Origin of the sequence: Kluyvera georgiana ATCC 51603 (assembly GCF_001654985.1) — a bacterium.
GTDB lineage: Bacteria > Pseudomonadota > Gammaproteobacteria > Enterobacterales > Enterobacteriaceae > Kluyvera > Kluyvera georgiana.
On the sequence record NZ_LXEU01000049.1, the window covers coordinates 148,802 to 161,153 of the forward strand.

Genomic DNA, 12,352 nt, shown 5'->3' on the forward strand with positions numbered 1-12,352 from the left:
AGCTTATCTTTTCTCTCACCTTTTAATTTGCTACTCTATCCCTACTCAATACAAGGTTATTGAGAGTGCACAATAATAAAAGGAGAGTAGCAATGTCGTTCGAATTACCTGCATTACCGTATGCCAAAGACGCTCTTGTTCCACATATCTCCGTGGAAACGCTCGAGTATCATTATGGTAAACACCACCAGACTTACGTCACCAACCTGAACAACATGATCAAAGGCACCGCGTTTGAAGGTAAAACGCTGGAAGAGATCGTGCGCTCTTCTGAAGGCGGCGTGTTCAATAACGCCGCTCAGGTTTGGAACCACACTTTCTACTGGCACTGCCTGGCGCCAAATGCCGGTGGCGAACCGACCGGTGCTGTCGCTGAAGCCATTAATAAATCCTTCGGCAGCTTCGCAGAATTCAAAGCGCAGTTTACCGATGCCGCAGTGAAAAACTTCGGCGCAGGCTGGACCTGGCTTGTGAAGAAAGCGGACGGTTCTCTGGCTATCGTGTCGACCTCTAACGCGGGCACCCCGCTGACGACCGACGCCAAGCCGTTGCTGACCGTAGACGTGTGGGAACATGCTTACTATATCGACTACCGCAACGCGCGTCCGACCTATCTGGAGCACTTCTGGGCTCTGGTAAACTGGGCATTCGTCGCTGATAATCTGGCAGCGTAAGTAGCAAAAACCCCCGCGTTGCAGCGCTTCGCGGGGGTGACTAAGTGACGCAGAAGGTGACGCCTTCTGCGTTTTTGTTTTACTGGCTGGCGAACGCCTCTTCACCGTGACGACGGCCGCTCAGGAAAACCACCAGCAGGGCCAGCGCGGCGACAATCGCCCCCATCACCGGTACAAAGCTGTAGCCCAGTCCGCCGGAAATCACCGCGCCACCGGCCACCGCACCTAATGCGTTACCGAGATTAAACGCCCCAATATTGACCGAGGACGACAGCCCCGGCGCTTCGTGCGCGACGCGCATAACACGCATCTGCAACGGTGGTACCACGGCGAAGGTTGCCGCCCCCCACACCACCATGCTAAACGCGGCGCCGACCTGCGTTTGCGCAAGGAACGGAATGGCCAGCATGATTGCCATTAACAACAGCAGGAATCCCTTCAGCGTGCCGCTGACTGAGCGGTCGGCAAACTTGCCACCGAGATAGTTACCGATAGAGAACCCAACGCCAATCAACACCAACATCAACGTAATGAAGCCCGGCGTCGCATCGGCGATCGTGCGCAGCACCGGTGAAATATAGGTGTAGAGCGTAAACATCGCGCCAGCACCGAGTACGGTAGTCAACAGTGCGGAAAGCACCTGTGGGCGCACCAGCACCGACAATTCACGTTTCACGTCAGGTTTTTCACCCGCCCCGCCCTTCGGCAATGACAACCATAGACCGATAATGGCGATAATTCCCAGTCCTGCAGTCGCCAGGAACGACATGCGCCAGCCAATTGTTTCTCCCAGCCAGGTTGCCGCCGGTACGCCGCCAATATTGGCGATCGTCAGGCCCATAAACATCGTCGCGACCGCGCTGGCCTGCTTATGCTTCGGCACGACGCTTGCCGCCACAACCGACCCCAGGCCGAAGAACGCGCCGTGGTTCAGGCTGGTAATAATGCGCGACAGCATTAAGGTGGTGTAGTCCGGCGAGATAGCCGATAGCACGTTGCCAAGCGTAAAAATAGCCATCAGAAAGATCAGCGCGTTGCGGCGCGCGCGATGAGAAAGCAGCAGCGTCATCAGAGGCGCGCCGACCATCACCCCAACCGCATAGGCGCTAATCAGCATACCGGCAGCAGGAATCGAGACGTCAACGCCCTTTGCAATGACCGGCAGTAAACCCATCGGCGAGAATTCGGTGGTCCCTATGCCAAAAGCGCCAATGGCCAGCGCGAGTAAGGGAAAATTGATTTTCATGCAAAAGCTCCAGGTGGCCGCACGACAGACGCGGCATGGCAATTTAGGGCAAAAGCATGACATCAATCACAGAAAAACAGAAGTGTACAAAACAGCAAAAGATTATTGCCAATTTGATAACAATCAGACATGAGGGCGCGGGCGCCCCCTCATGGAAGAATTAATGCAGAACAGCGGTAAGTCCAGCGGCGACGATCAGACCCAGCACAATAACGGTCGTGGTGAGCGACATCTTAAGTTCGGTACTCATCAATTTTTCTCCTTTTTATGACCACAGTAAAACTGAGCTCACTCATTTTTGCACAGATAATCGTAAAAATCTTCACAGATTTAGCAGGATGTTGGTTTTTGCTCTTCCACTTTGCGTCCGGATACGTCAAAATTCGACGCTTATTTATAAGCGTACCGGCCATTGACCCCCTCCTGTCGTCCTGTATCGTTTTCCTGGCGAACCGCAATCCACAAAATTGCGTCAGGGTGTATAAAGGCAAACGTTTTCGTTTCGAGTTTATCAGGGGCAGGCCAGGGTCTGGAGTGAGATGGAATGGCAACAATTAAAGATGTAGCGAAGCGCGCAAACGTTTCCACTACAACCGTATCACATGTAATTAACAAAACGCGTTTTGTCGCCGAAGAGACGCGGGAAGCGGTGTGGGCAGCGATCAAAGAACTGCACTATTCACCGAGCGCCGTTGCCCGTAGCCTGAAAGTCAACCACACCAAATCAATTGGTTTGCTGGCAACCAGCAGCGAAGCGGCCTACTTTGCTGAGATTATCGAAGCCGTTGAGAAAAACTGCTTCCAGAAAGGCTATACCCTGATTCTTGGCAACGCATGGAACAACCTCGAGAAACAGCGTGCTTATCTGTCAATGATGGCGCAAAAACGCGTTGATGGCCTGCTGGTGATGTGTTCCGAATATCCCGAATCCCTGCTCTCAATGCTGGAAGAGTATCGCCATATTCCAATGGTAGTGATGGACTGGGGCGAAGCCAAAGCCGACTTTACCGACTCGGTCATCGATAATGCTTTCGAAGGCGGCTATATGGCTGGTCGTTACTTGATTGAACGCGGGCATCGCGATATTGGCGTCATTCCAGGTCCGCTGGAACGTAACACCGGTGCAGGTCGCCTCGCCGGCTTTATGAAAGCCATGGAAGAAGCGCAAATCAATGTTCCGGCAAACTGGATAGTCCAGGGTGACTTCGAGCCGGAGTCTGGCTATCGCGCTATGCAGCAAATTCTCTCTCAGCATCCGCGCCCTACCGCAATCTTCTGCGGCGGCGACATCATGGCGATGGGCGCGCTTTGCGCCGCCGACGAGATGGGGCTGCGCGTGCCGCAGGATATTTCGCTGATCGGGTATGATAACGTGCGTAACTCTCGTTTCTTTACCCCGGCGCTGACCACCATCCATCAGCCGAAAGATTCGCTCGGTGAGACGGCCTTCAACATGCTCATGGATCGCATCGTCAGCAAGCGCGAAGAGTCGCAGTCGATTGAGGTGCATCCGCGCCTGATCGAGCGACGCTCCGTGGCCGATGGCCCGTATCGCGATTACCGTCGTTAAGGGTTAACTGTGGGCGTCCTGAAGGGGCGTCCGCAGCCACTCTTCATTTAGCGTTTCGCTATCTCCCAAATACTCCAGCAGCCAGCTTAATGCCGGCGACGCTTCACTCTGTTGCCAGGTCAGACAACAGGCCGCATCCGGGAACGGGTTCTCCAGTTCCAGCGCTACCCACTCCCCGGTTTCCAGCCACGGCTGCGCCAGATGCCCTGGGACCATCGCCGCACAGAGCCCTGCTGAAATACAGGTTTCCGACGACGACCAGTCCGGCACCACCACCCTTTTCTGGTTATCAAGCAGCCAGGTCGTTCGCTTGGGTAGCGATCGCGACGTATCTTCCCGCACCAGCGACGGCCAGTTGCGCAGCACGTCATCGCTCAGCGGCCCGTCCATTTTTGCTAGCGGATGTGAACTGGCTACCACGCAGTGCCAGTTGAGCATCCCCATGTCACGAAAGGCAAAGCGCCCCCCTACCGGTATTGCCTGCGTCGCGCCAATCGCCAGCTCCACGCGACCATCCGCCAGCGCGTCCCAGACGCCGTTGAAGACTTCCTGGTAGACAATCAGTTCGACGTCGCTGAAGTGGCGATAAAAATCGACAATCAGCTGGCGGGTACGCTGTGGCTTGACAATATTATCAACAGCAATCGCCAGCTGGCCGCGCCAGCCGTTAGCAATCTGCTGACATTGCTGACGGGTGATCTGCATTTTTTTGATAACAGAACGGCCTTCTTTCAGGAACCATGCTCCAGCGGGCGTTAATTCAACATCCCGATGGCGACGCTCAAACAACGGCACCGCCAGCCATTCTTCAAGCTGTCGCACCGTATAGCTTACCGCAGAGGGCACCCGGTGTAGCTCCTGTGCCGCGGCGCTAAAGCTACCATTGCGTGCAACCGCATCCACCACTTCCAGCGAATATTCAGACCACATTTCCTGCCTACAAAAAATTTGAATCCATGGCTCAAATATTAGCGTTTCACAACCGCGAATGCACTCTCTACACTCGGCGGCACAGTGTGAACTACGATAAAAAGGGCGATTTATGCAACCTGGGAAAGGATTTTTAGTCTGGCTCGCGGGACTGAGCGTGCTGGGCTTTCTGGCGACCGATATGTACCTACCGGCGTTTGCCGCCATTCAGCAAGACCTGCAAACGCCGGCTTCCGCCGTCAGCGCAAGTCTCAGTCTGTTCCTTGCGGGCTTCGCCGTTGCGCAATTGCTGTGGGGCCCCTTGTCCGATCGCTATGGCCGAAAACCGATCCTGCTGAGCGGTTTGACCATTTTTGCCATCGGCTGCCTTGGAATGCTGTGGGTCCGCGATGGTACCACCCTGCTGGTGCTGCGCTTCGTGCAGGCGGTTGGCGTTTGTGCCGCCGCGGTGACCTGGCAGGCCATGGTTACCGACTATTATCCCGCTCATCGCACCAACCGTATTTTTGCGACCATTATGCCGCTGGTCGGCCTGTCGCCTGCGCTTGCGCCGCTGCTCGGCAGCTGGCTGCTGGCCCACTTTGATTGGCAGGCCATCTTCGCGACGCTGTTCATCATTACCCTGGTATTGATGCTGCCAGCGCTGCGTCTGAAGCCTGCCCACAATAAAAATGTCGCCAGTGAAGAGAAGCTCACGTTTATTCGTCTGCTGCGCAGTAAGGACTACCGCGGCAACGTGCTGATTTACGCCGCCTGCTCCGCCAGCTTTTTTGCCTGGCTGACCGGTTCGCCATTTATTCTGCATGAAATGGGCTACAGCCCGACGGTGATTGGTCTGAGCTATGTACCGCAAACCATCGCCTTCCTGATTGGCGGCTATGGCTGTCGCGCGGCGCTGCAAAAATGGCAGGGTAGCCAAATGTTGCCGTGGCTGCTGGTGCTCTTCGCGCTCAGCGTTATCGGGACCTGGGGCGTCGGCCTCGCGGAAGGCGTCTCCCTGACCGCGCTGTTGATCCCCTTCTGCATCATGGCAACCGCCAACGGGGCGATTTATCCCATTGTCGTTGCGCAGGCGCTGAAGCCCTTCCCACAGGCAACTGGCCGAGCAGCCGCGCTACAGAACACGTTGCAGTTGGGGCTGTGCTTCCTGGCAAGCCTGGCGGTCTCAACGCTGATTGCAACGCCGTTGCTGACCACCACGAGCGTGATGCTGGTCACCGTGGTTCTCGCCGGCATTGGCTACCGCATGCAGCGCTCTGCACGTCGTGCTGAACGTCAAAATGAGCACGCGAGTTCCCACGCCTAAACATCACTCATATCAATGCCATAAGAAATGATTAGGGCGCTAAGTTTTTAGTTGAATCAATACACTTAGCGTCCTATACTGGATCGGCATCACATAATTAATATACATTGAACTAATTAAGCGGGAGCAGGATAGCTTCCCGTTAAACCATGGATTGGCTTTCGGCAAGGGGTTCTTCCCTTCCTCTGTGCTACGTCGGATAGCAGGCTCACGAATTTTTCGTGACATTTCTCACAAACCAGAAAAAAGCGTCTACGCTGTTTTAAGGTTCTGATCATCAGGTCGGGATGGAGAAGCTATGAGCTCATCGTGTATAGAAGAAGTAAGTGTACCGGACGACGACTGGTATCGCATCGTTAGCGAGCTGCTAAACCGAGCAGGTATTGAAATCAACGGCAATGCCTCCTGCGATATTCAGGTCAGAAATCCGCGTCTTTTCAAACGTGTTTTACAAGAAGGTTCGTTAGGTCTTGGCGAAAGTTATATGGACGGTTGGTGGGAATGCGATCGTCTCGATATCTTCTTCGACAAGGTGCTGCGTGCCGGGTTAGAAAACCAACTCCCACACCATTTCAAAGATACGCTACGCATTGCCGGCGCTCGCCTGTTTAACCTCCAGAGCCGCAGACGCGCGTGGCAGGTCGGTAAAGAACACTACGATCTCGGCAACGATCTTTTCAGCCGCATGCTCGACTCCTTTATGCAATATTCGTGCGGCTACTGGAAAGAAGCCAAAACCCTGGAAGAGGCCCAACAAGCCAAGCTGGATCTCATTTGCCAGAAATTGCAGCTGAAACCGGGGATGCGGGTGCTGGATATCGGCTGTGGCTGGGGCGGTCTGGCCGCCTTTATGGCGAAAAACTACGGCGTGACCGTGAAAGGCGTGACGATTTCCGCTGAACAGCAAAAAATGGCGCAGCAGCGCTGCGAAGGGCTGGATGTGGAGATTCTGCTTCAGGATTACCGCGACCTGAACGACCAGTTCGACCGTATCGTCTCCGTTGGGATGTTCGAACACGTGGGTCCGAAGAACTACGACACCTATTTTAACGTCGTCGACCGCAACCTGAAGCCCGACGGTCTGTTCTTACTGCACACCATTGGTTCGAAGAAAACCGATAACAACGTCGATCCGTGGATCAACAAATACATCTTTCCGAATGGCTGTTTACCCTCAGTTCGCCAGATTGCCGTCGCCAGCGAGCCTCACTTTGTGATGGAAGACTGGCATAACTTCGGCGCTGACTACGATACCACGCTGATGGCCTGGTACGAGCGTTTCCTGGCCTGCTGGCCGGAAATCGCGGACAACTATTCTGAACGATTCAAGCGGATGTTTAGCTACTATCTCAACGCCTGTGCGGGTGCGTTCCGCGCGCGAGATATTCAGCTATGGCAGGTGATGTTCTCACGTGGCGTCGAGAGTGGTTTGCGCGTCGCTCGCTAGTGCTTTAGCGCCTGCGCCTTTTGGTGCAGGCGTTTTATTTTACTCTGCAACGGCCTGGGTCACCGCGGCTTCTTTTGCTGCCATCACGCGCTCTACGGTATCGACTACCGCCTGAGTTTGCGGGTCAATCTCGATATTCACACGGTCGCCAAGACGTTTTTTGCCAAGCGTAGTCCGTTCCAGCGTTTCCGGAATCAGGTGCACGCAGAAACGAGTCGCCGTCACTTCCCCTACCGTCAGGCTAATGCCATCAATACCGATAAAACCTTTATACAGGACATATTTCATCAGCGATGGGTCCTGGATTTTGAACCAGATCTGCTTGTTGTTTTCCGAGGTCAGAATTTTCGCGACTTCAGCGGTAGTCATAATATGACCCGACATTAAGTGGCCGCCAATTTCATCGCTGAATTTCGCCGCTCGCTCAACGTTAACCAGATCGCCTACCTTTACATCGCCCAGGTTGGTAATGCGCAGCGTCTCTTTCATCAAGTCGAAGCTAATCTGGTCGCCATTGATTTCCGTGACCGTTAAGCAGCAGCCGTTGTGTGCCACTGAGGCACCGGTTTCCAGACCAGACAGCATATGTTCCGGCAGCGCCACGACGTGGGTGCGGAAGTTAGGTTTTTCATCAATGGACACGATTTTTGCCGTGCCCTGCACAATACCAGTGAACATATCGTTAACTCCTGTTAATCATCGTACCGGTATCGCTACCGGTTCATCTGCTACGCACAATAGCAGTTGATAAAACAGGTTGCCACCTTCCGCGGCACGCCCCCTTTTTTTTGACTAGATTAATAGCAAATCCTCGCTACAATACCGGAGTAATTCCTCTATTTATTCTTCTTGCTGCCGGTTAAGGCGGCTTATCTGTCTCCCGTGCCCGCGTACGGCGAGAATAAATAACAACAATACAGGTGTTCACGTGCAGAAGTATTTTAGCGAAGCGCGTCAGTTATTAGCTCTGGCTATCCCGGTTATCCTTGCGCAGGTGGCCCAAACGGCAATGGGTTTTGTCGATACGGTCATGGCCGGCGGCTACAGCGCCACCGACATGGCCGCCGTGGCTATTGGTACCTCCATCTGGCTGCCAGCGATCCTTTTTGGTCACGGTCTGCTGCTGGCACTGACGCCGGTTATTGCTCAACTTAATGGTTCCGGCCGCCGGGATCGCGTCGCCCTCCAGGTTCGCCAGGGTTTCTGGCTGGCCGGTTTTGTCTCGGTGTTGATCATGGTGGTGCTGTGGAACGCTGGCCATATCATTCGCGCGATGCATAACATCGACCCGGCTCTGGCGGATAAAGCCGTTGGCTACCTGCGCGCACTGCTTTGGGGGGCGCCGGGCTATCTTTGCTTCCAGGTGGCGCGTAACCAGTGCGAAGGGCTGGCGAAAACAAAACCCGGTATGGTCATGGGCTTTATCGGCCTGCTGGTGAATATTCCGGTTAACTACATCTTTATTTACGGTCATTTCGGCATGCCGGAGCTGGGCGGCGTGGGCTGCGGCGTGGCGACCGCATCGGTTTACTGGGTGATGTTCTTTAGCATGCTCTACTACGTTCGCCATGCGGGTTCGATGCGCGATATTCGCCATAGTGGGCGTTTCAGCCGCCCGGATTTCGCCATTCTTAAGCGTCTGGCCACGCTGGGGCTGCCGATTGCGCTGGCGCTGTTCTTTGAAGTGACTCTGTTCGCAGTTGTCGCCCTGCTGGTGTCGCCGCTGGGGATCGTTGACGTTGCCGGTCACCAGATTGCGCTCAACTTCAGCTCGCTGATGTTCGTTCTGCCAATGTCGCTGGCGGCGGCAGTGACCATCCGCGTCGGCTTCCGTCTGGGCCAGGGTTCAACGCCTGACGCGCAGGTTTCGGCACGTACCGGCCTGGGCGTTGGGGTGTGCATGGCCGTCTGTACGGCGGTATTCACTACCCTGATGCGTACCCACATCGCCTTGCTGTATAACGATAATCCCGAAGTCGTCACGCTGGCCGCCCAATTGATGCTGCTGGCCGCGCTGTATCAGATTTCTGATTCAATCCAGGTTATCGGTAGCGGCATTTTGCGCGGTTATAAAGATACACGTTCAATCTTCTTTATTACCTTTATCGCCTACTGGGTGCTGGGCCTGCCGTGCGGCTACGTGCTGGCGCTGACCGATCTGGTGGTTGAGCGTATGGGGCCGGCGGGGTTCTGGTGGGGCTTTATTATTGGTCTGACATCGGCGGCAGTAATGATGATGCTGAGAATGCGCTTCCTTCAGCGCCAACCGGCAGCGGTCATTCTGCAGCGCGCCGCGCGATAATAATGTGGCCAGCCCTCTCACCTTCTAAAGGTGGAGGGGGCGCTGCGTTTAGTGGTGAAGCATCTCATCCACCACCTGCTTTTTGCTCAACTGGTACGGGTAGTAAGTCGGCCAGTTGTCCATCTCTGTCAGCAAGGCTTCCTGAGAGGTGTTACCCATAAAGATATGGAAGTGGCTGGATTTTCGCGGCCCAATGATATGGTCGCTGAACTGCACGTATTTCGGTGCAGCGCTATTTGCGTCCTGGCATTCAAACAGATAGCGCACGCCCTTCTTGCCTGATGCGTAGGTTAAGACTTTGTGCCCCGCATAGCGATAATGGCAGGCGCTGACCTTATCACCCACGTGAAACTCCATCACGCCCTTTTCAATACCGATCATATTGACGTCAGTTGCATAACCCGTGCGGTAATATTCCTTAATTTGCGCAAATGTTTTGTTTTTATCTTTCGCGGCTTTTTGCTTGAAAACCGGGTCAAGATCGCCGGAAAGCAGCAATGGATTCACCGACTCCCACATGCCATCCCAGTCTTCCAGCGGTCGATCTTTCACATCGGCAACGTCAAATATGCCTTCTGCCGCCTTCTGTTCCTTTTCCGACAGCGGCTGACCGTGATCGTGATGCCCATGAGACAGCGCCTGACCGCTTACCAGCAGCGTCCCCGCCACCAAAACCATTTTTCCCAGAAGTTTCACTCGCATTTATCCTTATCGTCCACATGAAGGCTAAAACGTTATAACATAACATTTTCAATTTCAATCCTCAGTCACAAAAAGGGTTGCGGATAAGCTGCCGTAAGCAAAATAGCAGTGTCATAAAATCGAGGGAGATCAACGGAGTTTGATGAACCGCAGAAAAATGCAGCAGAGATGGGCAAAAGTTCTCCAGTCGGGCTAAATCACACATTTTCCGCTTGCCACAGCCCGCTGCTGCCGCTAATATTCGTCCCCGTTGCCGCAAGCAACAATGCGTTCGTAGCTCAGTTGGTTAGAGCACCACCTTGACATGGTGGGGGTCGTTGGTTCGAGTCCAATCGAACGCACCATTATGCGTTTATAGCTCAGTTGGTTAGAGCACCACCTTGACATGGTGGGGGTCGTTGGTTCGAGTCCAATTAAACGCACCATTACGCGTTCGTAGCTCAGTTGGTTAGAGCACCACCTTGACATGGTGGGGGTCGTTGGTTCGAGTCCAATCGAACGCACCATATCCCTTCGATATGGCGCTTTTCTTCTCTCTCTTCTGCTAATCAATCTTACAGTTTTGTTAATCGCTGTACGTTGATGCTATCCAGTTTTCCATCCAGAATCGCCAGAAAATCATCATGATAAGGCATCGCTACGTGCTTTTTCAGATCGGCTTCCGACTTCCAGCGCTCAATAAAAACAAACGACACACCGCCTTCATTTGCCAGTTCGCGGACATCGGGAATCGCCCGGCTTTCATGCAGATCGTACTGTAAGCACCCCGCTTCCTGATGCGTGAGAGGCACCATCGCCTGCGCAGCTTTTCTGATGGTATCGATATGTTCCTGGCGGGGCGTCAGGGTAGCAACAATCTTAACTTCGCTCATGTGAGATCCTTCGTGCGTCAATAATGAAACCGGGTAGCTTCACGAGGAACCCACCCGGAGACCTGAATTATTCAGGCTAGCAACGGAGTCTTAATTACGCCAATCGGTTTTTTTTCGAGGGGACAGTACTATTTTAACAGGGGCTGTTTTTTCTCGACATCTTTTAGGCCACCTTCATTGACGGCATTTTTATAGCCCATTTTTTGCAGCAGCGTTTCCGCTTTGCCTGACTGATTGCCGGTGTTGCAGTACAGATACAACGTGTCATTCTTATCCTGCGTCACTTCCCCAATACGTTCAGCCAACTGCTTAAGCGGAATATTCACCGCCCCCTGTACGTGCGTTTCCTGATACTGTTCCGGGGTGCGCACATCAATCCAGTGCTCCGCGGCCCAGGAGGCCGTAGAGGTCAGCAGTACAGCGCCAGCAAACAGCATATTTTTCAGTAATCGGGCTTGTTGAGACATGGTATTTCCTCGTTATTGAACGTTATATCGCATTATAGCCCTCTGTTTTGTATGGAATAGGTGCAATGCCAGGTAAAAAAGTGACCTTTGTCGTGGTTCCCCTCTTTTACCCTGTTGAACGCTTTAAACGGCTTCATTGAGATACTGCGCCAGTACCGTACGAGCATGAGTCGCGATATCGGGCGTACATTTTTCCGCCAGCACAGCGACAAAAGCGTGGAATTGTTCCGGCGTGATGCCGTTATTACGGCTGATGGCATAGTGGCTTTTCAACTGGCTCTCCGCCCCCGGTATCGCCGCCAGGGCTGAAATGGTCGCCAGCTCGCGGGCCGACCAGTCCAGTACATCGCGCTGGAAGATATCGCCAAACAGATGCGCTTTCAGGTACACATCTATGGCTGGTGCAAAATCAAATAGCGGACCGCTAACCGTCTGCCCCACCAGCCGCGTCTGATTTTCCGTCCCCGCCGTCAGGCTGTCCCAGTTTTCCATCGGCGGCGTCGCGGTTTTACCTTCTTCATCGACAATCCCCCGCACCTGACGGTCATTGATGACTGACATAAAGCAGCCCAGCGCATTCAGGCTACGCGGGAAGCCGCAGTAGGCGTACAGCTGCACCAAAATCTCTTTGATTTCATTTACCGTTAACCCCGCGTCAAGCCCTTCATTCAGCGCAAGCGTCAGTCGGTTCATGTCGCCACGCGCGGTAAACGCCGCAATCGGGATCATCGCCTGTTGTTGATGAGTCAGTGGGTTTTGCATGGTATTGTCTCCGTGATGGGCGCCATCGCGCCCCTGAAAGCAGGTCAATAAGCACAGTATACTGAGCCGGTTTG

The 12,352-nt window shown here is 53.9% G+C and carries 13 protein-coding genes and 3 tRNA genes; 8 read left to right on the forward strand and 8 right to left on the reverse strand.

The window, feature by feature from the left end:
• The first annotated feature begins 92 nt into the window (after window positions 1-92).
• Window positions 93-674, forward strand: a complete 582-nt coding sequence (sodB, locus tag M989_RS12490) for a superoxide dismutase [Fe] (protein WP_064545726.1) — start codon at window positions 93-95, stop codon at window positions 672-674.
• 79 nt (window positions 675-753) lie between these two features.
• Here sodB and M989_RS12495 read toward each other — a convergent pair whose 3' ends face one another.
• Both M989_RS12495 and cydH read right to left on the reverse strand, forming a co-directional pair.
• Window positions 754-1,920, reverse strand: coding sequence for an MFS transporter (locus tag M989_RS12495; protein WP_064545728.1), 1,167 nt, complete (start codon window positions 1,918-1,920; stop codon window positions 754-756).
• A gap of 160 nt (window positions 1,921-2,080) precedes the next feature.
• On the reverse strand, window positions 2,081-2,170 hold the full coding sequence (gene cydH / locus M989_RS25565; RefSeq protein ID WP_100249952.1) for a cytochrome bd-I oxidase subunit CydH: 90 nt from the start codon (window positions 2,168-2,170) through the stop codon (window positions 2,081-2,083).
• A gap of 294 nt (window positions 2,171-2,464) precedes the next feature.
• Here cydH and purR point away from each other — a divergent pair, with 294 nt between their 5' ends.
• Window positions 2,465-3,490: an HTH-type transcriptional repressor PurR gene (gene purR, locus M989_RS12505; RefSeq protein WP_064545731.1), complete on the forward strand. Its 1,026-nt coding sequence runs from the start codon at window positions 2,465-2,467 to the stop codon at window positions 3,488-3,490.
• 3 nt (window positions 3,491-3,493) lie between these two features.
• On the opposite strand, the gene punR is transcribed toward purR, so the two are convergent.
• Complete coding sequence (gene punR / locus M989_RS12510; RefSeq protein WP_064545733.1) at window positions 3,494-4,420, reverse strand: DNA-binding transcriptional activator PunR; 927 nt, start codon at window positions 4,418-4,420, stop codon at window positions 3,494-3,496.
• Between the two features lie 112 nt (window positions 4,421-4,532).
• Between punR and punC the strand changes: the two genes are divergently transcribed.
• Window positions 4,533-5,726 carry a purine nucleoside transporter PunC gene (gene punC / locus M989_RS12515; protein ID WP_064545735.1) on the forward strand — a complete coding sequence of 398 codons (1,194 nt, stop codon included), beginning with the start codon at window positions 4,533-4,535 and terminating at the stop codon, window positions 5,724-5,726.
• Between the two features lie 298 nt (window positions 5,727-6,024).
• Window positions 6,025-7,173: a cyclopropane fatty acyl phospholipid synthase gene (cfa, locus tag M989_RS12520; protein WP_064545737.1), complete on the forward strand. Its 1,149-nt coding sequence runs from the start codon at window positions 6,025-6,027 to the stop codon at window positions 7,171-7,173.
• A 39-nt stretch (window positions 7,174-7,212) separates the two neighbouring features.
• Here cfa and M989_RS12525 read toward each other — a convergent pair whose 3' ends face one another.
• Window positions 7,213-7,851: a riboflavin synthase gene (locus tag M989_RS12525; protein WP_064545739.1), complete on the reverse strand. Its 639-nt coding sequence runs from the start codon at window positions 7,849-7,851 to the stop codon at window positions 7,213-7,215.
• A gap of 250 nt (window positions 7,852-8,101) precedes the next feature.
• On the opposite strand from M989_RS12525, the gene mdtK reads away from it, so the two are divergent.
• Window positions 8,102-9,475: an MdtK family multidrug efflux MATE transporter gene (mdtK, locus tag M989_RS12530; protein ID WP_064545741.1), complete on the forward strand. Its 1,374-nt coding sequence runs from the start codon at window positions 8,102-8,104 to the stop codon at window positions 9,473-9,475.
• 48 nt (window positions 9,476-9,523) lie between these two features.
• Here mdtK and zinT read toward each other — a convergent pair whose 3' ends face one another.
• Window positions 9,524-10,177: a metal-binding protein ZinT gene (gene zinT, locus M989_RS12535; RefSeq protein WP_064545743.1), complete on the reverse strand. Its 654-nt coding sequence runs from the start codon at window positions 10,175-10,177 to the stop codon at window positions 9,524-9,526.
• Between the two features lie 267 nt (window positions 10,178-10,444).
• Here zinT and M989_RS12540 point away from each other — a divergent pair.
• The 3 genes from M989_RS12540 (at window position 10,445) to M989_RS12550 (ending at window position 10,683) form a co-directional block, all read left to right on the forward strand.
• A tRNA-Val gene (locus M989_RS12540) sits at window positions 10,445-10,521 on the forward strand.
• 4 nt (window positions 10,522-10,525) lie between these two features.
• Window positions 10,526-10,602, forward strand: a tRNA-Val gene (locus M989_RS12545).
• Window positions 10,603-10,606: 4 nt separating this feature from the next.
• Window positions 10,607-10,683, forward strand: a tRNA-Val gene (locus tag M989_RS12550).
• A 48-nt stretch (window positions 10,684-10,731) separates the two neighbouring features.
• Here M989_RS12550 and M989_RS12555 read toward each other — a convergent pair.
• From M989_RS12555 to M989_RS12565, 3 genes are all read right to left on the reverse strand, one after another.
• Entirely contained in the window at window positions 10,732-11,049 is a 318-nt protein-coding gene (locus M989_RS12555) for a putative quinol monooxygenase (protein WP_064545745.1), read from the reverse strand.
• A gap of 128 nt (window positions 11,050-11,177) precedes the next feature.
• Window positions 11,178-11,516, reverse strand: coding sequence for a thiosulfate sulfurtransferase PspE (gene pspE, locus M989_RS12560; RefSeq protein WP_064545747.1), 339 nt, complete (start codon window positions 11,514-11,516; stop codon window positions 11,178-11,180).
• 123 nt (window positions 11,517-11,639) lie between these two features.
• Window positions 11,640-12,278: a carboxymuconolactone decarboxylase family protein gene (locus M989_RS12565; RefSeq protein ID WP_064545749.1), complete on the reverse strand. Its 639-nt coding sequence runs from the start codon at window positions 12,276-12,278 to the stop codon at window positions 11,640-11,642.
• Window positions 12,279-12,352: the final 74 nt, after the last annotated feature.

Excerpts from the sequence above, each read along its gene's own strand:
- M989_RS12495 (WP_064545728.1), bottom strand. The coding sequence starts at position 1,920 with ATGAAAATCAATTTTCCCTTACTCGCGCTGGCCATTGGCGCTTTTGGC.
- pspE (WP_064545747.1), bottom strand. The coding sequence starts at position 11,516 with ATGTCTCAACAAGCCCGATTACTGAAAAATATGCTGTTTGCTGGCGCT.
- M989_RS12565 (WP_064545749.1), bottom strand. The coding sequence starts at position 12,278 with ATGCAAAACCCACTGACTCATCAACAACAGGCGATGATCCCGATTGCG.
- sodB (WP_064545726.1), top strand. The coding sequence starts at position 93 with ATGTCGTTCGAATTACCTGCATTACCGTATGCCAAAGACGCTCTTGTT.
- zinT (WP_064545743.1), bottom strand. The coding sequence starts at position 10,177 with ATGCGAGTGAAACTTCTGGGAAAAATGGTTTTGGTGGCGGGGACGCTG.
- punR (WP_064545733.1), bottom strand. The coding sequence starts at position 4,420 with ATGTGGTCTGAATATTCGCTGGAAGTGGTGGATGCGGTTGCACGCAAT.
- M989_RS12525 (WP_064545739.1), bottom strand. The coding sequence starts at position 7,851 with ATGTTCACTGGTATTGTGCAGGGCACGGCAAAAATCGTGTCCATTGAT.
- punC (WP_064545735.1), top strand. The coding sequence starts at position 4,533 with ATGCAACCTGGGAAAGGATTTTTAGTCTGGCTCGCGGGACTGAGCGTG.
- cydH (WP_100249952.1), bottom strand. The coding sequence starts at position 2,170 with ATGAGTACCGAACTTAAGATGTCGCTCACCACGACCGTTATTGTGCTG.
- M989_RS12555 (WP_064545745.1), bottom strand. The coding sequence starts at position 11,049 with ATGAGCGAAGTTAAGATTGTTGCTACCCTGACGCCCCGCCAGGAACAT.
- purR (WP_064545731.1), top strand. The coding sequence starts at position 2,465 with ATGGCAACAATTAAAGATGTAGCGAAGCGCGCAAACGTTTCCACTACA.
- cfa (WP_064545737.1), top strand. The coding sequence starts at position 6,025 with ATGAGCTCATCGTGTATAGAAGAAGTAAGTGTACCGGACGACGACTGG.